The 19,517-nt window shown below is 67.7% G+C and carries 17 protein-coding genes and 1 pseudogene; 7 read left to right on the forward strand and 11 right to left on the reverse strand.

Annotated elements, in window-relative coordinates; all coding sequences use genetic code 11:
* The coding region (locus QN358_RS15035) for an ROK family transcriptional regulator (RefSeq protein ID WP_323512839.1) at positions 1 to 920 on the reverse strand (920 nt) is incomplete at its 3' end.
* Between the two features lie 179 nt (positions 921 to 1,099).
* Between QN358_RS15035 and QN358_RS15040 the strand changes: the two genes are divergently transcribed.
* Positions 1,100 to 2,422: an MFS transporter gene (locus tag QN358_RS15040; RefSeq protein ID WP_323512840.1), complete on the forward strand. Its 1,323-nt coding sequence runs from the start codon at positions 1,100 to 1,102 to the stop codon at positions 2,420 to 2,422.
* On the opposite strand, the pseudogene QN358_RS18900 reads toward QN358_RS15040, so the two are convergent.
* A pseudogene (locus QN358_RS18900) lies at positions 2,414 to 2,467 on the reverse strand (hypothetical protein); the annotation flags it as partial. The gene QN358_RS15040 and the pseudogene QN358_RS18900 sit on opposite strands and share 9 nt — an antisense overlap.
* Positions 2,468 to 2,470: 3 nt before the next feature.
* Between QN358_RS18900 and QN358_RS15045 the strand changes: the two are divergent.
* Positions 2,471 to 3,034 (forward strand): GMC family oxidoreductase, encoded by a 564-nt coding sequence (locus tag QN358_RS15045; protein WP_323512841.1) that lies wholly within the window; start codon positions 2,471 to 2,473, stop codon positions 3,032 to 3,034.
* A 235-nt stretch (positions 3,035 to 3,269) separates the two neighbouring features.
* Entirely contained in the window at positions 3,270 to 4,094 is an 825-nt protein-coding gene (locus tag QN358_RS15050) for a tryptophan-rich sensory protein (protein ID WP_323512842.1), read from the forward strand.
* Between the two features lie 28 nt (positions 4,095 to 4,122).
* Here QN358_RS15050 and QN358_RS15055 read toward each other — a convergent pair whose 3' ends face one another.
* Both QN358_RS15055 and QN358_RS15060 read right to left on the reverse strand, forming a co-directional pair.
* Entirely contained in the window at positions 4,123 to 4,524 is a 402-nt protein-coding gene (locus tag QN358_RS15055) for an SHOCT domain-containing protein (protein WP_237280347.1), read from the reverse strand.
* 158 nt (positions 4,525 to 4,682) lie between these two features.
* On the reverse strand, positions 4,683 to 5,252 hold the full coding sequence (locus QN358_RS15060) for a helix-turn-helix domain-containing protein (protein ID WP_323512843.1): 570 nt from the start codon (positions 5,250 to 5,252) through the stop codon (positions 4,683 to 4,685).
* Positions 5,253 to 5,360: 108 nt separating this feature from the next.
* Between QN358_RS15060 and QN358_RS15065 the strand changes: the two genes are divergently transcribed.
* Positions 5,361 to 6,416 (forward strand): zinc-binding dehydrogenase, encoded by a 1,056-nt coding sequence (locus QN358_RS15065; RefSeq protein ID WP_323512857.1) that lies wholly within the window; start codon positions 5,361 to 5,363, stop codon positions 6,414 to 6,416.
* An 87-nt stretch (positions 6,417 to 6,503) separates the two neighbouring features.
* On the opposite strand, the gene QN358_RS15070 is transcribed toward QN358_RS15065, so the two are convergent.
* Positions 6,504 to 7,394, reverse strand: a complete 891-nt coding sequence (locus QN358_RS15070) for an SDR family oxidoreductase (RefSeq protein WP_323512844.1) — start codon at positions 7,392 to 7,394, stop codon at positions 6,504 to 6,506.
* An 83-nt stretch (positions 7,395 to 7,477) separates the two neighbouring features.
* Between QN358_RS15070 and QN358_RS15075 the strand changes: the two genes are divergently transcribed.
* Positions 7,478 to 8,062, forward strand: a complete 585-nt coding sequence (locus QN358_RS15075) for a helix-turn-helix domain-containing protein (RefSeq protein ID WP_323512845.1) — start codon at positions 7,478 to 7,480, stop codon at positions 8,060 to 8,062.
* Between the two features lie 9 nt (positions 8,063 to 8,071).
* Here the strand turns inward: QN358_RS15075 and QN358_RS15080 are convergent, their stop codons facing one another.
* The 5 genes from QN358_RS15080 to QN358_RS15100 all read right to left on the reverse strand — a co-directional run bounded on the left by QN358_RS15080 (position 8,072) and on the right by QN358_RS15100 (position 13,409).
* Positions 8,072 to 9,346 (reverse strand): ATP-binding protein, encoded by a 1,275-nt coding sequence (locus QN358_RS15080; protein ID WP_323512846.1) that lies wholly within the window; start codon positions 9,344 to 9,346, stop codon positions 8,072 to 8,074.
* A gap of 143 nt (positions 9,347 to 9,489) precedes the next feature.
* Positions 9,490 to 9,789, reverse strand: a complete 300-nt coding sequence (locus tag QN358_RS15085; RefSeq protein WP_323512847.1) for a hypothetical protein — start codon at positions 9,787 to 9,789, stop codon at positions 9,490 to 9,492.
* The gene (locus tag QN358_RS15090; RefSeq protein ID WP_323512848.1) at positions 9,747 to 10,613 is read right to left on the reverse strand and encodes a hypothetical protein; all 867 of its coding nucleotides are present in this window, start codon (positions 10,611 to 10,613) and stop codon (positions 9,747 to 9,749) included. The genes QN358_RS15085 and QN358_RS15090 overlap by 43 nt, the downstream gene beginning before the upstream one ends.
* A 62-nt stretch (positions 10,614 to 10,675) precedes the next feature.
* Positions 10,676 to 11,794, reverse strand: a complete 1,119-nt coding sequence (locus QN358_RS15095) for a hypothetical protein (protein ID WP_323512849.1) — start codon at positions 11,792 to 11,794, stop codon at positions 10,676 to 10,678.
* Between the two features lie 91 nt (positions 11,795 to 11,885).
* Positions 11,886 to 13,409: an MFS transporter gene (locus tag QN358_RS15100; RefSeq protein WP_323512850.1), complete on the reverse strand. Its 1,524-nt coding sequence runs from the start codon at positions 13,407 to 13,409 to the stop codon at positions 11,886 to 11,888.
* Positions 13,410 to 13,526: 117 nt separating this feature from the next.
* Here QN358_RS15100 and QN358_RS15105 point away from each other — a divergent pair, with 117 nt between their 5' ends.
* Positions 13,527 to 14,297 carry a TetR/AcrR family transcriptional regulator gene (locus QN358_RS15105; protein WP_323512851.1) on the forward strand — a complete coding sequence of 257 codons (771 nt, stop codon included), beginning with the start codon at positions 13,527 to 13,529 and terminating at the stop codon, positions 14,295 to 14,297.
* A 109-nt stretch (positions 14,298 to 14,406) separates the two neighbouring features.
* On the forward strand, positions 14,407 to 16,641 hold the full coding sequence (locus QN358_RS15110) for an acyltransferase family protein (RefSeq protein ID WP_323512852.1): 2,235 nt from the start codon (positions 14,407 to 14,409) through the stop codon (positions 16,639 to 16,641).
* Here the strand turns inward: QN358_RS15110 and QN358_RS15115 are convergent.
* Positions 16,619 to 19,504 (reverse strand): alpha-L-rhamnosidase C-terminal domain-containing protein, encoded by a 2,886-nt coding sequence (locus QN358_RS15115; protein WP_323512853.1) that lies wholly within the window; start codon positions 19,502 to 19,504, stop codon positions 16,619 to 16,621. The two genes, QN358_RS15110 and QN358_RS15115, sit on opposite strands and share 23 nt — an antisense overlap.
* Positions 19,505 to 19,517: the final 13 nt, after the last annotated feature.

Raw genomic sequence — 19,517 nt, forward strand, 5'->3', positions numbered from 1 at the left:
AGATGTGTATAAGAGACAGACTCGAGGCAGCCACGATTGCCGCAGCGGCAGGGTGCGCCCAGGGGATCCACGCGCAGGTGCCCCATCTCTCCGCCGATACCGCGGGCGCCGGCCAAAACGAGGCCGTCGACGAGGAGGCCTGCCCCAATACCGTCGGCGAGCTTGATGTAGAGCAGGTTGTCGATGCCTCGGCCGGCCCCGTGCATCCGCTCGCCCCACAATCCGAAATTGGCATCGTTGTCGAAAACCAGGGGGCAGTTGAACGCAGGCGGCACTGCGTCGGCGGCGAGCGCACCCTGCCAGCCGGTGAGGTGCAGCGGGGCCCGCACTGTGCCGCGCGTGCGGATGACCGGGTACGGAAACGAGACTCCGAACGCCTGCACACCGGCCGCGGTGACGCCGCAGGAGGCGAGGCATTCGGCGACGAGCGTGTGCAGGGCGGCGAAGGTTGCGGCGGCTCCGGTGTCGACGGGGAATGGGATGCGGCGCTCGCGGCGCACGCGCGCCTGCAGGTCGGTGACCGCGACCGTGATGTGTGCGTGGCCGATGTCGCAGGCGACGATGGCCCCCTGCTGGTGGGCGAGTCGCAGCACCGCGGTGGGTCGACCGCGGCGCCCGGTGCGGCTCGCATCGGCGGGCGCTGAGTGCGCGCGGCGAACCGGTGCGCTGCCAGCAGCGAGCGCGGAGCTGGCCATCGCTGTGCCTGCCATCGCCGCTGAACCCGCCGCCGCTCGACGAACCTCGACGCGATGCTCCTCGACGAGGCCCTGGGCGATGAGCTCGGCCACCGTCTGGGCCACGACGCTGCGGGAGAGCCCGGTGTGCTCGGCGATGGCCCGCCGCGTGGTCTCGCCGGCGCGCCGGATGAACTCGAGGTGGCGGTCGTGCCGCGACCCGTCGGGGTGCGCTGGTGCTGGCACGCGTCATCTCCTTCGATGTGCCGCGCGCCCTCCCCCATTCGGGTGCACACGTTCGACTTTCATTGAATCATGTCGAGTGCGATTCTGCGAGCCCTCTCAGACGCTTGCGCACCGGCGCACCGGATATCCTGTGACTCTTGCCCCGCACCTTCGTAGCTTCACAACCGAGACAGTGACGCGTGTTCGACACCCTCCCCGCCGCCCGGCGCCGATTCGCCCTCGTGGCTCTGGCCCTCGGCGCATTCGGCATCGGCATCGCCGAGTTCGTCACCAGCGGCCTGTTGCCCAACATCGCCCGCGACCTCGACGGTGCGACGTATGCCGTCGACCCCGCCTCCGCCATCGCGTCTGCCGGGCTCCTGGTCTCGGCCTACGCCCTCGGGGTTGTGGTGGGCGCCCCGGCCATCGCCGCTGCCACCGCGCACTGGCCACAGAAACGGGTGCTGCTGCTGATGCTGGCGGTCTTCGTGGTGGCCAACTTCGCGGTGGCGCTGCTGCCGTCGTTCCACCTCGTTCTGGCGGCACGCTTTCTCAGCGGTCTGCCGCACGGCGCGTTTCTCGGCACCGCAGGGCTCCTCGCGGCCTCGCTGATGGGCCCGGGCAAGCGCGGTCGCGGGGTGGCCTTCATCGCCGCCGGCCTCACGCTCGCCACCATCGTGGGTGTGCCGCTCGGTTCGATCGTGGGCGGCCTGCTGGGCTGGCGTGCGATCTTCGTGATCATCGCCGGTATCTTCGCGCTGGCCCTGGTGGCGGTGCTCGCCGCAATACCGTCTCGTGCGGGTAATCCTGAAGCGGGCATCCGGTCAGAGCTCCGCGCATTTCTGCTGCCGCAGGTCTGGCTCACCGTCGGTATGGGAGCCATCGGCTTCGGCGGCATGTTCGCCGTGTTCACCTATATAGCGCCCATCGCGTCGAACGTGACGGGTATCGGCGACGGCATGCTGCCGTGGGTGCTGGTGGTCTTCGGGCTCGGGATGACCGGCGGCAGTGTGGCGGCCGGCCGCGTCTCCGACCTCTCTGTTGCCGCCGCGCTGCTGGTGTTTCTGGGCGGCATGGCGCTGTCGCTGGCGGGGTTCGTGCTGTTCGCAGCGACACTGGCCGGCCTGCTGGTGTTCACCTTTCTGCTCGGAATCTTCGCGGGCGGCTCGTCAGTGGCCATTCAGACCCGGCTGATGGATGTCGCGGCCCCCTCACGCGCGGTCGGCGCCGCGCTGACACACTCGGCTCTCAACCTCGGCAACGCCCTCGGCGCGTACCTCGGCGGCCTCGTCATCGCCGCCGGGTTCGGCTACCTGTCACCGGCCGTCATCGGGGCCGCACTGTCGCTGATCGGAGTGGGCATTGTGGTGGTGGCGCTGCTGCTCGGGCGGCGGGCGGGCGGTGACAGAAGTACGGGCGGCACCGGCACGAGCCACGCGGGCGTCAGCGCCAGCACCGCCGCCTGCCACCACTTCGGCGCCGTCGGCGATGCCGCCCTGAACGTACTCCGCCACCCGATCTGACTGCACTCGGCTGACCAGCGGGCCGAGGTCGGTTTCGGGGTTCATTCCGTGGCCGAAGGCGAACACTTCATCGGCTCGTACTGGCTGCCGACCAGCGGCGAGGGCCAGCCGTTTCACGGCCAGATCATGGATTCGCCCATCACCGACGAGGCCGGCGAGATCGTCGGGTACGCCGTGGGCCTGTCGTGGTACGTGCCCACCGAGACCAGAGCCGCGAACCGCCTCGAGTTCTCCGACACCGAACTCGACCCCGCCGGCATGCCGCGCCTGAGCGTGCACTTCTCCTACAGCGACGCCGACCTCGCCCTCATCGAGCGGGGCCGCCAGAGCCAGGCCCTCGCCGGCCGCGCCCTCGGCGACTTCGACCCCGACCGTGACTCGGCCCTGCTCGCGGCCGGCTCGTCGCTGCATTACACCGGCACCGTGCGCCTCGGCCCCGTCGACGACGGTACGAGCGTCTGCGATATGAATGCCCGGGTGTGGGGTTTCGACAACCTCTACCTCGCAGGCAACGGCGTCGTGCCCACCCCGCTCGCCTGCAACTCCACCCTTACCGGCATGATCACCGCTGTGCGCGCCTCTCGCGCGGCTGCGCGGCACCTGCCCGCCTGAGGGCCGCGGCCTGCTCGAAGACCTACTCGACACGGCGGGCCTCGAGGCCGCCCAGATCCTCAACCTGATGCAGCCGCACCCTGGCACGCGCCGCTGAGTGACGCCGGGCAGAGCCGGAGTGCTGGACCGAGTCGCCCACGACCGGGCGGAGCGGAAGCCCAGGGCAGAAGCGCGCGGAGTGTGGGTGAATAGAGGGGCCCGGCGATGAGCGCCGGCCGAGCATCCGGAGGCCACCGTGCAGATCAGAGACATCGTTCGCCACGTCGTCGTCGCCGTTTCGGCCGTCATCGCCGTGGTCGGGTCGTTCATCGGTTCGGGAGCGGCGGGCGGAACCCCCATCGCCGAAGCCGCAGGCGGAGCCCTCGGAGCCGACGCCACCCTCATCGCCCCGGCCGGCCCCGCCTTCTCCATCTGGAGCGTCATCTACGTGGGGCTCGTGGCCTACGCCGTGTGGCAGCTGCTGCCGGCCCAGCGAACGGATGCCCGCCAGCGTACCCTGGGCTACCCCATCGCCGCGACGCTGATCTTGAACGCGGCCTGGATTCTGAGCATCCAGGCGGGGCTCCTCCCCCTCAGCGCGATCATCATCGTGCTGCTGCTGCTTTCGCTCGTCTACGCCTTCGCGCTCGCCCTGAACACTCGGGCGACGGGGGCCCGCCGGCAGGGCATCGTCGAGACGCTGCTCGTCGATGCGACGATCGGTCTCTACCTCGGCTGGGTCTCGATCGCGACCGCCGCGAATCTGACGTCGTTTCTGCAGACCGCTGGTTTCAGGGGCTTCGGATGGTCGGCCACCCTCTGGGGCGTGCTGGTCGTCGGCGTGGCCGGGCTCATCGGCGTACTCGTGGCGTTCTGGAGCAAGGGGCGGTTCGCGCCCGCCGCCTCGCTCGCCTGGGGGCTGGTGTGGGTGGCGGTCTCCCGCATCACCGGCTCGCTCGACTCCGGCCCGGTGGCGGTGAGCGCCGTCGTGGCAGCCGCGGCCGTCGTGGTGGTCACACTGGTCGTGCGCGCGACCGGCGCCGCACACACAGAAGCCCTGCGGTCACAGCCGAAGCAGTGACAGCAGGGCTTCTCAGCCGCGTGGTCTCTCAGACCGAAGGAGTCACGCTCAGGGCGTGCGCCTTCAGCGAATCGAACTCCTGCTGGTTGATGGCGCCCGAGTCGAGCAGCGACTTGGCCTTGACGATCTCGTCAGACGGGCTGAGGCCCGCGACGGTCTTGATGTAGTTGTCGGCCGCGGTCTGGGCCTGCTTCACGTTGGCAGCCTGGCGCTCGGCCATGCCGCGACCGCGGAAGATCAGGTACGCGAGCACGGTGAGGAACGGGATGAACACCAGGAAGATGATCCAGATGGCCTTGTACCCGCCGGCGATCGTGTGGTCACGAAAGAGATCGCCAATGACGGAGAAGAGAGCCATCAGGTAGGCGATGAACGCGAATGTCCAGAAGAAGACACTGACGATGTTCCAGAAGCTGTCAAAAAATCCCACGATACCCCTTGTCTGTGCAGGCAGCGCCCGCAGCGTGCCAAACTTACCCTGTTCGGGGGATGCTTCTGCGATGCCCGGTCTGCCGGCACTGTCTCCGCCCGGTCACAGCAACTGAAAAGCCGGTTCGCTCAGGCTGGTCACGGGCAACAGCGTCGCCGTCACGCCCTGAACGCGTCGATGGCGAGCTCGGCGAACCGACGAGCGCCCGCGAGCCTCTGCTGAACGCTGCCACCGGGCAGCCCGCGTGCGGCCGCAAGAAAGAGCACTAGGTCGTCGAGCACGAAGTCGGCCCGCAATTTGCCCGCACGTTGCGCGCGACGGGAGAGTTCGGCGAGCGAACCCAGGAGCGCGGCGCGGTGTGCGTCGAGGTCGATCGACCGGGCATCCGTCGACAGGAACGCATCGATGAAGCGCTGGTTCATCGCATTCAGCTCGCCCACGCGGCAGAGCACCGCACAGAACCCTCGCCAGGGGTCAGGGTCGGCGCACTCTTCGTCGACGATCGCCCGGCACGCGCGCAGTTCGTCGGTGAAGATCTCGTCGATGAGTGCCTGTTTTGTGGGAAAGCGGCGGTACAGAGTGGCCGGGCCCACTCCGGCGCGGCGGGCCACCTCGCGCAGGGGTACGTCGAGGCCGCGTTCGGAGAACAGCGCCCGCGCCGCGTCGAGCACGAGCTCACGGTTCTCCTCCGCGTCGGCGCGCAGCATCTGAGGCAATCGAGTGGCCATGCATCTCACTTTATCGAAGTGGACGTGGGCGTCCGGTACTGTCTCGAATGAACTCACGATCGGGTGACGGAGTACTCCGAACATCCCACGACAGAAACGATGACGGCAATGCGAGCAGTGGCGATTGAAACCTTCGGAGATGCGAGCGGGATGACCGTGGTCGAGCTGCCCGAACCGGTGGCGGGGCCCGGCCAGATGCTCATCGCGGTCGAGGCAGTCGGTGTCGGGGGCGTCGACGCGGTCATCCGGCGCGGAACGCTCGGCAGCGCCGCATTCGTCTCAGGGCACATTCCCGGCAGCGAGGTGGCTGGGCGCGTGATCGGGGTCGGCGAGGAGGTCGACAGAGCGTGGCTCGACAAGCGCGTGTGGGCATTCACGGGCGTGGGCGGCGGGTATGCCGAGCGGGCGGTCGCCGCGGTTGACGATGTGATAACCCTGCCAGAGGGGCTCTCGGCCATCGACGCCGTGACGCTCGGCAGCGCCGGGCCGGTGGCGCACTTCGCACTCGCACATGCCCGGTTCGCGGCGGGTGAGTCGGTGCTGGTGCGCGGGGCCGCGGGGAGCATCGGCATCATGGTGGTGCAGCTCGCGGCGGCCGGGCTGGCTGGGGCTGCCCACGGTGGCGGCACTACTCACCCGCCCAGGGCCGATGGCGCGGCCCGGCCGACGATCGGCGTCACCACGTCGTCACCCGAACGCGGCGACCGCCTGCGCGCGCTCGGCGCGACCGACGCGCTCGACCGCGACGGTAACGGCAACAGCAAAAGCAACTCTGTTGCCGGCACTGATGGCAGCACCGGGGCCCCGCACGAATTCGACGTCGTGATCGACGTCGTCGGCGGCGAGGCACTGCCGAGCTTCTTCGACCGCCTCGCGCCGAACGGGCGCTTCGTGTCGGTCGGCATCGTGGCCGGCTACCCACCCGCCGATTTCGGCATGCCGCTCATGCGCGGCTTTCAGCGGTCGCTCTCGTTCGCCACCTTCAGCCTGAACACCGTGCCCATCGCGGAGCGCAACCGGGTGCGTTCCGAGCAGTTCGAGGCGGCGGCGCGGGGCGAACTCGTCGCGGTGGTGCACGACGTGCTGCCGCTCGCGCAGGCCGCCGACGCACACCGCCGGATGGATGCGGGTGAAGTGTTCGGGCGCATCGTGCTGACGCCGTAGCCGGTCGGGCCGGTCCCGAGCCGCGCCCGGGCCGGTCATCAATTGCTCCCGAATCGCTCCCGAATCGGTCCCGAATCGCTCCCGAGCTCAGCCTGCCAGCACCGGGTAACCCCCGGCAGCCAGATCGGCGAGCATGCTCGGGTGCGTGGGGCGCCAGCCGAACGTCTCACGTGTCCAGGTGCTCGATGAGGGTTGGTCTGCGGCGAAGACGGCTCCGAGAAAACCGAAGTTCTCTGCCGCAACCGCTTCGACGGGCATCCGGAGCTGACCACCGATGGCCTCGGCGAGGGAGCGCATCGTGTCGCCCTCGTCGGCGACGGCGTGCACCACCGTGCCCGCTTCGGCCTGTTCGAGCACGAGCCGAAACAGTGCTGCGGCGTCGCGTCGGTGCACGGCGGGCCAGCGCTGGCTGCCGTCGCCGATGAACCCCGAGACGCCCGAGCGCTGGGCGGCGGTGATGAGAATGCCGGCGAACCCGTAGCTCACCCCGGCCTCGTGAACCGAGCGCGGCAGGCGAACCACGGCAGAACGAACCCCTTTCTCAGCCAGTTTCAGCACGCCTTGGGCGTTGCGGCCGCGCCCTCCCACGGGCCCATCGACCAGAGCAGGGTCATGCTCGGTCGACGCGCGCCCGGCCACACCGGGCGTGCCAGACGCGATCACCAGCGGCTTGCCGGTCTCGATGAGCGCCGCGCCGAGCGTCTCGAGCGCAAACGCCTCTTCGGCGACTCCCTCTGCGAACTTGGTGAAATCGTTACTGAAGGCGAGGTGAATGACCCCGTCGCTCTGCTCTGCTCCGGCTGTCAGGATGCCCGCATCGTCGACGTCGCCCCGAAGAACGGTTGCGCCCAGCGCTTCGATGATCTGGGCCGAGCCCTGCGACCGGGCCAGGCCCAGAACCGCATGGCCCGAGGCGATGAGTTCGGCGGTGACCGCCGAGCCGATGCCCCCTGAGGCACCTGTGACAAAAACACGCATAAGAAGCTCCTTTTGTGATGCGACTTGACTCCCATCACCCTAGCACCGTGATGCGACTCTTGTCGCGTCGATAGACTGGGCCCATGCCTCGTTGGGAACCTGATGCTCGTGCACGCTTCGTCGTCGCCGCCCTGCAGCTCTTCACCGACCAGGGGTACGACGACACCACGGTCGCCGAGATCGCCGAACGGGCTGGGCTCACGAAGAGCACCTTCTTTCGCCACTTCAGTGACAAGCGAGAGGTTCTCGCTGCCGGGCAGGAGACCCTCTCGCGGCTCCTGGCCGACGGCATCACGGCCGCGCCCGCGTCGGCAACCCCGCTCGAGGCGGTGGGTGCTGGCCTCGCGCACGCGGCGGCGACCATGACGCAGTTCAACCGCGAACTGGCCCCCCGGCTCGCGGCGGTCATCGCCTCGAGCTCCGAACTGCAGCAGCGCGATGCCCTGAAGCGGGTAGGCATGGCGGCGGCCATGACGGATGCCCTGCGTGCTCGAGGCGTGCCCGACCCCGTTGCCTCCGCGGCGGCCGAACTGGGGCTACTCGCCTTCAAAGAGGCATTTGCGGCGTGGGTCGCCGACGAGTCACCCACCGAAAGCCCCACCGAGCTGGCCGACCTGATGCACGGGTCGCTCGACCGCCTTCGCGCGGCGGTCTCGCAGCTCCGTTAGGCGCCCGGCCTAAGCGGTGAGCAACGCCAGTGGCACCACCGCGACACCGTCGGGACGTCGATAGGCGTACGAGCCAGTGGTGATCACCAGCATGTCGACGATGGTGTTCGGCAGCGTGTCTCGCAGCCACAGCAGATGGCGCACATCATCGTCAGTGATCGTCGCCTTCAACTTCACCTCGATGGCCACTGCCGTCGCGTCGCCTCGGTGAATGATGAAGTCGATCTCTCGCGAGCCGTCGCGATCACGAAAGTGGCTGAGACTCGCGTCGTTCGCAGCGGCATATGTCTTCAAGCTGAGAGCCACAAGTGCCTCGAAAAAAGCACCCAGTCGTGAACGATCGCCAGTGTTCTGGGCCCCCCGTGTCGCTGACATCAGTTTGGCTTCATCCAAATCGAGCAGGCGCACGGCGAGCGCTGGGTCGACCAGAAAGTGTTTCGGAGAGTGCGATGTGCGGGCGAGGATGCTCTTACCCGGCGACCACGCGTCGACCTGATCCAGAAGAAACAGACTGTTCAAGACATCGCGATAGCGCAATGCCGTCGAAGCAGCCGGTGGCGAAGATTCTCCCGGATCGACATTCGCGGCGACCTTCACCCACGTCGTCGACGTGGCCGTTGCTTTGGCATACCCCCGCAGCCACCCCATGAGAGCTTCGGGCTGACGAATGGGCTGCCCCTGCTGGGTGAAGTCATGCGTAACCACACGACCCAGGTAATTGTCGAGCCAGACCTGGCGCGCTCGAGTGGGCATCAGGCGGGCTTGAGGAAAACCGGATGCAACGATCTCGTAGACGTACTCGGGTAGCTCGACGCTGCTGCGGCCCTCAACCGGTTTCGACCCGCCGTCGAGGAGATCTGCAATCCGAACGGTCGGCTTAGCCAAACCTCGTTCGGCAATCGAGAGCGGGCGCATGCGAAAGCTCACGATGCGGCCTGCGCCCGAGTGAATTCTGGCCCCCTGCGGGGACGCACTGCCCGCAAGGATGAAGCGACCTCCGGTCGAATCGTCGTCGACAAGGCGTCGCACCCTGTCCCAGACCTCCGGAATCATTTGCCATTCATCGATGAGCACGGGGGTCAGAGCGCGACCGATGTACGCAGGATCAGCTTCGACTACCGCCCGCACTTCTGGCAGGTCGAGATTGATCACCGTTTCTGCGCGCTCTCGTGCGGTCGATGTCTTGCCAATAGCCCGGGCACCATCAATCGACACCGCAGCGAAGTGGGGGAACAGTTCATCGAGGGTCGCGTCGATGATGCGACGCCGGTATTCGTTCGGCATTCATCTCCTCCGTCTGGCGTCAGCGTACACCCACGAGGCCGCCTATCGTTCGATTTGGAGCACTTCTATCGTTCGATTTGGAGGTGTTCTATCGTTCGATTTGGAGGTGTTCTATCGGTCGATTTGGAGCATGAGGCCGACGATCACGCGGGCAGCGCACGCACGACCTCGGCAGCGTCGATACCGTCGTCTTCGCGCAGCCGCAGGTCGCGGTCGAACACGCGCCGCACCGAGTTTCCGGCAAGGTCTTCGAGGCGCGTGGCAATGTGCAGTCGCCAATCTGCCCGCGAAGCGCTGGCGGTAATGGCAGCTGGGGCGAACGACCACTCGGAGCCATCAGAGCTGACCGAGACCATGCCGGGCACCGGATGCCCGAGACCGTCTCGAAGGCGAATGCAGCTCAGTGCGAGCGCGCGGTCGAGCGGCCTCTCGAACCGAACCACGAGCGCATCGCCGCCCAGCACGCAACCGCGGGAGGCGCCGCATGCCGCCCAGCGCAACTCCCACCGGGCCGGATCGACGTGGGAGCGCACGGGCGCCGCGACGCGGAAGCTGCGCGAGGCGCCCGTTGCGAGCAGGGCGCCCCGAGCAGCGCGCCGACCACGGCATTCGGCTGCAGGCCGCGCTTGATGCGACCCGGTTCGAGCAGCACGGTCAGGCGCCGGCGGCTGCGATCCCACAGTTCGGGAGGGAGGTCGTACAGGGCTCCCGCGATCTCAGTGCCGTTCGCGTCGAGGAGGCGCAGTTGACCGGCTGAACTACCTTCGGACATCTCGTGCGAGAAGGTGACGGCGAAGCGCAACAGGTTCGCGGGCACCTCGCCGCCGCCGGGGTCGATCGAGACGACGGTGGTGAGGCGAGGGGGTGGGCCGCCCGGCACCGCCACCCGGGCGCATTCGGCCCACACGCCGCTCGCGGGGTCGCGGCGAGCCACCACGAAGACGCTGCCCGGCGCGGCGGCGAAACGCGGCGTGAAACGCAGACCGCCGATCTCCCGCTGCCACGACCCCGCCATCGCAACGAGGTCTGCAGTGCCGAGCACCGCGTCGGCGGGAACCACAGCGAGCGCGTGGGGCCGCGCGTCGGCAGAGCCATGCGCGGCAGAGCCGTGCGCGGCAGAGCGGTGCGCGGCAGAGCCGTGCGCGGCACTTCCTCTGGTGAGGTCGGGCAGGCCTGGCAGGGCCCGACCGTTCACGATCACAGCACCCTCCACCCACGCGGCCCGCACGCTGCCAGCGTCGCCGGGCAGACCGCCGGCAGCCGACACGCCGCCCGCATTGCCGCCCGAATCGCTGCCCGAATCGCCGCCAGAATCGCTGCCCGAATCGCTCAGAGCACCGCCGCCTCGAGTGTGCGCAGCCGCTGCTCTCCGTCGTCGTTCTGCACCACCACCACGGCGCCGCGGTCGAGCGAGGCCATCCACGTGACGCCGGCATGCGCGTCGAGCGTCTCGCGCTCGACGCCGAGCGGCGCCCCCGGCTCCGATATCGGTTGCGTCAGCCCCGCCTGGCCTGCGATCGAAGCGGCCGCGATCTTCAGCAGCGGATGCCGCGTGTTCGACACCAGCAGAAACTCCTGGCCGTCACGGTCGTACGAGACCAGGCTGAACGGCTGGTTCATCGGGCCCAGTTCGGCCACCGTGCGCCCCCGCACAAGCGCCCCGTTCTTCAGTTCGGCCACATCGAAGTGCACTACCGGCGTGCACGTGTAGGTCGCGAGGATGCCCGCGCCACCGTCGAACGACGTGAGCGCACGAATCGGCGACTGCGTCTCGTATGTGCCGTGGTCGACGTGAAAGATCTCCACTGATGCCTCGTCGACCGACCCGTCGAACGGGTATGACACTCGCCGCAACCGCGACGCGAACTCCTCGTTGCTCATGCCCGCGACGAAGAGCGCGCCGTCGACCCAGGCCAGGTCGGTGATGGTCGAACGCCGGGCCGGAACCTGCGCAATCGACAGTTGCACCCCGTAGATCTCGCGCGTCGCCGCAGCTTCATCGGTGCCGTCGAGCCAGACATCCATACGCTCGTCGTCGACCGCCGGCGCGTCATCGAGCTCGAACGACGTGACCGGCACGGCATCGAGCTCCACCACGCCCAGCTCGCCATCGGCACCGACCCGCACCAGCGCCGGCCCCGCCTCAGCTCCGCGCCCGCGCGCAATCGACAGATACACGGCATGCGACTGCGGGTGAACGGTCATGCCCCGGATGATCGCGCCACCGCGCTGCACACCGAGCAGGGAAGCGAGCTTGGCGTCGAGCTGCTCGACCCGAACACGCTGCGCCCCCTCCTGGGCCGCGCCTTCGGGCTCGAGTTCGAACGCGAACACCGTCGCCGCGGCCACATCGGCGACGAACAGCACGGCACCGCCGCTCGGCGAAAGCTCAGGCGAGAACAGCAGCGGGCCGGCAGAGGCGAGGGTGATCGGGGTCGAAACGGTCATTGCGGGTGGGCTCCTTAGCGGATCATCGTGAGCCCTTTATACACCTGCAACCTTGTCGCTTTCGGCGGAAGATCTCCCATTCCCCGGGTTTCTATTGCCCCATTCCCCGGGTTTCTACTGCCCCATTCGCAGCATCGTCGCCGCCCGCACCCGCCCGCCGAGTGCGCACGATTCCCCACCCGACAAGGGCAGCAGCGATGACGGTGAGACTGAGCGCCGAGATGGTGATCGCCTGCTGAAACTGGGCCGTCTGCGCAGGTACCCAGTTCGTCGAGGCAAGGGTACCGACGAACACCGCAGCCAGAACCGTTCCGGTCACAGCGACACCGATGGCCGAGGCGACCTCCGTTACAGAGTCGCTGAGGGCGGCCCCGATGGAGGTTCTGTTCTTCGGCAGACCGTTGAGCACGTTCACCGCGGCGACCACGCCCACCACCCGCAGCCCGGCGGCCACCAGGGCCAGCGAGATCGCCACCCACGCGTACCCGAAACTCCCGAGTACCGCGTAGACGGCGAGCCCGATCACGACCGCCGACGCACTCAGCCACGCTGCCCGGCCCAGACCGACGCGTTCGACGAACGGGTTGACGAACGGCCCGGCCCCGAGCAGCACGACGACCTGCGGCAGCATGCCGAGGGCTGCGAGGGCGGGCGGCCACCCCCAGGCGAGCTGCAGCTGCAGCGTCACCATGTAGCCGAGGCCCGCGGTGGCCAAGCCGGCCGCAGCTTTGAATGCGAGGCCGCTCGAGACGAGCGGGCGGGCGATGAGCTTCAGATCGAGCAGCGGATGCCGAGCCGTACGCTCCCGCCGCACAAAGGCAATCGCCCCCGCGACGGCCGCCGTCGTCATGGCCCACGGCAGCCACGAGCCCGCACCCTCGTTCACGAACAGCGTCGGCGCAACCAGCGCGAACACAATTGTCGCCGTGCCGAGCGCTGCGCCCGCGACATCGATCGGGTCGCGGTGCAGGTCGGCCGCGTCATCACGCGCGATTCCGAACCGGATGCCCACAAAAGCCAGCGCCGCAATCGGAACGTTCACCAGCAGCAGTACCTGCCACGGGGCGATCGCGAGCACCAGGCCGCCGACCGTGGGGCCCACGGCGAGGCCGACCAGACCGACCGTCGAAATGAGCGTGATCGCGCGCACCCGCAGGCTCTCGGTGTCGAACAGACGAAACGCCAGCGCCATCGAGCCGGGAGTCGTCATGGCCGCCGCGATGCCCATCACAACGCGAACGGCGATGAGCTGGTCTGCGGTAGTCACAAACGCCGTCGCGAGGCTCGCCACGCCCAGCAGCACCAGGCCGATAAGCATGATGCGTCGCCTGCCAAACCGGTCGGCCACTGCGCCGAAGACGAGCATGAGCCCACCGAAGACCACGGCATACGAACCCGTCACCCACTGCAGACCGGTCGTCGATGCGTGCAGATCGCGCCCGATCGTCGGCAGCGCAACATTCAGAATCGAGTTGTCGAGCATCTCGAACAGAAAGATGGCCGAGAGACCGGCCAGAGCCAACCCCGCCGCTCGCAGCGATGTGGGAGAGGAGGCAGACGCAGGCGCCCCACCGGCTGCGGTTATCGTTTCGTCGGGGTGGCGCTGAGCGCTCATGGGCGCTCCTTTCGTGATGAATCAGGGTGATCGAGATGGGTATGAACGAACAGTGTTCGTAATGACGTACTTAGTCATAGGCCGCGAACCACGTTCGTGTCAAGGTACGATGTCAGCATGCCCGCGAACCCAAGACAACGCCGCAGAGACCGCCATGCCCCGTCGCCGTCGGCCCCCGCAGCATCCATCACCCCACGAAAACTGCCGCTCACCGTCGAGCGCATCACCGATGCCGCACTCGAGGTCGTCGCCACCCAGAACTACGATGCGCTGACAATGCGAAGCGTGGCGAAGCTGCTCGACACCGGCCCTGCCTCTCTCTACGCTCACGTCGTGAACAAAGCCGACCTCGATGAGCTGATCATCGGCCGGCTCTGCAACCAGTTGGTCTTGCCCACGCCCGATGCGGCACGCTGGCGCGAGCAGATCGCCGACGTCTGCGCGCAGCTGCGTGACCAGTACCTGGCGTACCCGGGTATTTCGCGGGCCGCCTTCGCCATGGTCGCCACCGACCTCGATGTGCTGCGCGTCGCCGAGGGCATGCTGGCCATCCTGGTCACCGCCGGCATCGACCCACAGACCGCGGCCTGGGCGATCGACGCTCTCTATCTCTATGTGGGTGCGTACACGCTCGAGATCTCGCTCGCCCCACGAGGGGGAATCGATTCCGACGGTACCGACGACTCCGGCCGCGCCGGCGACACCGGCCGCCCCGACGCCGACGGGGTCGTCGGCCGCGAGCAGCGCGACGAGGTGCTTCGCCGTTTCTCCGCCCTGCCGGCCGACACCTTTCCGAACACCCGGCGGTACGCCACCGAGTTGACCTCTGGCACCGGGCACGAACGGTTCGACTTCACCGTGGGCCTGATGCTCGCCACGCTGCTGTGAGGGTGTGCTTCACGACGGCCGCGGCGAAGTGCTGCAGAGAGGGGCGCTGAGGCCGAGAACTTCAGGGCGCAAACAGGCCCGGTAGCCTTGACAGCGAACAGGGGGGCGCATGACGTCTGAATCCGAGGCCGAGCGCGCTTCATCCACCACCGCCGGGCCCACCGCCACCGGTACCCCGGCGGCTCCGGATGCTCGCCGCGACATTCAGGGGCTGCGGGCGCTGGCCGTGATCGCCGTCATCGCGAACCATCTTGTGGGGTGGCCGACGGGCGGGTTCGTCGGTGTCGACATCTTCTTCGTCATCTCCGGATTTCTCATCACAGGCATCCTCGTTCGCGACCGCAGCGGCACTGGCATTCCCACCGAGACCGATACCTCGCATCCCATCGCCCGGTTCTACGCCCGACGTGTCAGACGCATCGTTCCTGCCGCAGCGACCGTTCTCATCGCCACCGTCGGCGGAGCCTGGCTCCTGTTCAACCAGACCCGCGCGCTCGAGACCGTGTGGGATGCCGTTGCCTCGTTCTTCTACACCGCCAACTGGCGGTTCGCCGCCGTGGGCACCGACTATTTTCAGGCCGCGGGCCCCACCTCGCCGCTGCAGCACTTCTGGTCGTTGTCGGTCGAAGAGCAGTTCTACCTCGTCTGGCCATGGCTGCTGCTGTTTCTCTTCGCACTCGCACGCGGCCGCGGCCGCGGCCAGGCTCGCACCCGTGCTCGCTTCGTCGTCGGCAGTGTGATCGCCGCCATTGTGGCCTTCTCGTTCGTGTACGCCGTCTTCGAAACCGCAGCCTCGCCCACAACGGCCTACTTCTCCACGCTCTCCCGCGCCTGGGAGCTGGCTGCCGGAGCCCTGCTGGCACTCACAGCGCCCCAGTTCAGAAAACTCCCCGCAGCCGCACGATTCGTGCTCGGCTGGCTCGGCCTGCTCGTGCTGCTGGCCTGCATCCTTCTGATGAGCGACACCCTTCCCTTTCCGGGCCCCTGGGCCGCAGCACCCGTCGCGGGCACGCTCCTCGTTCTGGCTGCCGGCATCGGCGGCCCCCAGGGCCATCTCTTTCTGCTCACCAACCCGCTCAGCCGCTTTGTGGGCAACATCTCGTATTCGCTGTATCTGTGGCATTTCCCCGTCATCGTGTTCTCGCTGCAACTCGTGCCGGTCGAAACGCCGCAGAACCTGGCCCTGGTCGCCGGCATGATCGTGGCGCTCTCGGTAGTGACCTACTACCTCGTCGAACAGCCCCTGCACCGATCCCCGTGGCTCGAACCACGGGGCACCACTGAGGTTCGACGCGAAGCGTGGCAGGCCTGGCGCGATCGGTTCGGCGCGCAATTCATTCTCGCCACCGTCGGTCTCATCGCGATCGTGGTCGTGGTCTTCGCCGGCGTTCAGATGTCGGGCCGGGGTGTGGCACCGCTGGCCGGAGCATCCGGTGACCCCGGGCTCGCGAGCATCGACCCGAGCGCGCCGGGCATACCCGCCGAGCCCCAGCCCTCGTCGGTCGACCCAGCTGTTCAGCTGCAGGCCGATCTCTCAGAAGCACTTCAAGCGACCGCCTGGCCGAGCACACTATCGCCCTCGCTCGACGACGTCATGCGAACCACCTCGAATGACAACCCCGCGAAGGCCTGTTTCGACATCGGCGCAACACCAGACATCGGGTCGTGCACGTGGGGCGACCCGAACGCGTCGAAGCACCTCTATCTCGTGGGCGATTCGACCGCGATGGCCTACGCCCCCGCCTTCAAATCGATTGCCGAAGGCAGCGGCGGCCGCTGGAAGATCACCACTATCGGCTTGTACGGCTGCCGTTTCACCGATGCCGCGGTGGCCAACGACGGCGACGGCGTGATGGCCGCCTGCCCGCAACGCAAGAGCGACATCGCCCGCGCCATCGTGGCCGACAACCCCCAGCTCGTCATCGTGTCGAACGCGTACGCCCTCGGCAAGTCCCCCAACGGCGCCGCCCTCAGCACCTCAGCACTCGTGGCCTCGACCGTCACCGAGACAGCGAAATACAACGTACCCGGCAGACTGGTCTACCTCGCACCCCCGCCTCTCGGCGCCGACCTGAACCAGTGCTACTCCCCTCGTTCAAGCCCCCGCGACTGCGCCACCGCCGTCGATCCGGCCTTCACCGACTTCGCCGCTGCCACCCAGGCGGCACTCGGCGAGGGCGACCACTTCATCTCGTCGTTGCCCTTCAGCTGCGTGCCCGCCGGATGCCCCGCCTTCGCCGGAACCCTGCCCACAAAGTACGACGACGTGCACCTCACCACCGCTTATTCGGAGCACATCGCCGCGGCCCTTCAGTGGCAGCTCACCGCCCTGGGCCTCGGTTAGCGTTCGAGCGCGTACCCAGGCGGGCGCGCAGTCGCATGCGCAGCAGCACACTGCCGGCCGCGGCGAGGGCGAAGCCGCCAAGGGCCAAGGGCAGCCCGTCGAACCCGGTGGCAGCCAGGTGGGTGGCCCCCGATCCCGCGATCGTGGAGGTGCCAGAACCGGAACCGGTCCCTGCTCCCGTGCCCGTGCCCACGCCCGTGCCTACGCTCCCCGAACCGTCACCCGGGTCGGTAGCGCCGCCTCCGGTGCCGCTTCCAGTGCCGCCACCGGGTGCCACCACCAGAGCTGCACCGACCGTGACCACGTGCGTACCCGCGCCCACTGCGTGCAGTGTGACGTAACCGTCAGCTCCGCGCGTGGCGGCGAAGTCGCCCACCGACGCTTCACCGTTCCACGCCGCCACGCCGTCGACGAACACGTTTGCTGACCGATCGCTCACCGGCACGGCGACATCGCCCGAGGTTCCGGCGGGTGAGGTGACAGTGAGGGCGAACTGGCCAGCCGGTGCGGTGTTCCAGCTCACGGCCAGAGGCCCGTGGGGCGTCGGAAGCTGGCCCTGGGCCCACGTCACCGAACCCGGGTGCGGCGCTACCGTCCACGTGCTGAACCCGCTACCGGTGGGCGTTGCCCCGAGCAGATCATTCGTGAGGGCCGGTAGAACACCGGTCGACCAGCCGTGAGCCGCAGAGGTGAATCCGCCCTCGTACATCGACCCGTTCGCACCGATACCTTCCCAATCGGTCACGCCCGGATCCTGGCTCTCCATCCAGCCGTAGAGTCGTTTGATCTCATCGATCGCCGAGTCGGCCTGGCCCGACAGAAACCGCGCCTGAATCTCAGGATACGAAGTGAAGGCATACACCCGCTGCGAGCCATCCGAAACAAGGGTGTCGTTGTCCATGAACGAGTTTCCGTACGGCAGCGTGGTGTTGGCCGAGAGGTAGTCGAGCGCCTGAGTGGCTCTCTGCTGCCCGGCGACTCCCGCCAGAATCGCGATGCCGTTGCCGTCTTGAGCGTGTCGAACATCGCCGACGTTCGAGTCGAGGTACGCGGCGGCCGTCGAATCCCACAGGTGGGCGTTGATGGCTGCCGACACTGTGGCCGCCCGGTCGGCCCAGGTCTGAGCATCGTCGGCGTGACCGAGCTGCGCGGCGAGTTTGCTGGCATCGGTCAGCGCCTGAACGTAGAGCGCGTTGTAGTAGGTCACTTCACCGGTTCGACCGAGAAACGCATAGTCACCGTAACCGCCCGTGCCGTTCAGGCCTTTCGAGAGCAAACCATTGCTGTCGGTGACGGAGGGGTACCAGGTGTTCAGCACCTTCTGCAGGTTGGGGTAGTACTGCTCGGCGTAAGCGGTGTCGCCGGTGTAGAGCTCGTAGTCCCAACTGCTCGTCACCCACCAGAGCGGGTAGTCGAACAGCGGCAGGGAGTAGTTGCTGATCGATGCCGGCGGAATCCAGCCGTCGGCGCGCTGGTGATCGGCGAGGTCGGCGAGCACGTTCTTGGCCGCGATGCTCACGTCGTGCGTGAGGTAGGCCGTGCGCCCCGAGACCGCCACGTCGCCCACGTACGGGTCTCGATCGCGCTTCGCCCCGTCGGTGAGCACGAGTTTGCCATCGAGACTGGCCGAGTACGAGTTACGCGGGTCGACATCGTCTTTTCTGAACGTGTCAGTGATGAGCTCGTTGGTGTACGAAGCGTTGTACCAGTAACGGTTGAGGTCTTCGTCTGATGACTGAAACCACCCGGTGTAACTGGCGGCGTTACCGACGAACGCAGTGAAGTCGAGCGAGACTCCGCTGATGCTCACGGTGCCGGTGTTGGCCGTGTCGGGCGCGTCAGCCGCGAGCGCGTCGAGCGAGATCTTCATGTACCTGAAACCGTGCAGCCCATCGGCGCACACCTTCGTGCCGTCGGCACAGCCGTGCGCACCCTTCCAGCTGTACGGTGCAGCTGCCACCGCAATCTGGTCTGTACCCGGGGTGATCGTGTCTCCGTTGTTCGAGCGCGTGAAGTCTGAGGTGTCGGTGAGATACTGCTTCGTCTCAGAGAACGCCAGCCTCAGACCGGGGTGGTTTCCGGATGCCCCGGCGAAGCTGATCTTCGGGTACCCCACCACGACCTTGCCGAAGTCGACGGTGATGCTGGGAACCACGTCGGCCTCGATCAGGCCGGGATACACCTCAGCGATGCGGGTGTATTCACCCTTACCTGTGGACTGGTCTTTCGTCACGGTGATACGAACCTGAGTGGTCGTGACGGGTGAGTCGAACGAGACGGCCCGCTGCAGGTCGGTGCTTCCCGTCACCGCAGCGGCTTGGTGCCAGGCGCTGCCGTCCCACGTGTCGACCGTGTAGTCCTGGGGCACGCCATCGCTGTTCGACAGTAGCGTGATGCCCGGCACAGTGACGGGCGTCGGCGACGTGATGGTGAGCGAATCGGGATACGCGCCGTACGTGTTGTCGTTCCAGAACGTCGCCGGGTTACCGTCGAGCGCGTTGCTGGGTTCGTAACTGCGCGGCAGACCGTTGTCGGTGTTCGCCCCGGCGAACGATGATGCCGTTGCCGAGGTGCCAGCCGGCCAGGTGGGCTTGGCCGGGGCCGGCGTTCGGGTGAGGGTGGCGACGCCCGTGCCCAGAACGCCCTCTGCATTGCTCACGCCCGCGGTGGATGCCGCGACCGCGGTGGGCTTCACGTCAGACGTATCGGGGCCGACTACGTATTTCTGCCACGAGGGCGCGGGCACAGCAGGCCCAGAGGCGGCGGGAGCTGCAGCCATCGCTGGCACCGCCGCGACTGCGCCGAGGGCCAACACGAGTGCTCCGCACGCAGCAGCGCGAGCGAAACCGGGAGGAACCGACATAGGAGTGCCTTTC

This window comes from Subtercola sp. RTI3 (assembly GCF_035018625.1).
GTDB lineage: Bacteria > Actinomycetota > Actinomycetes > Actinomycetales > Microbacteriaceae > Subtercola > Subtercola vilae.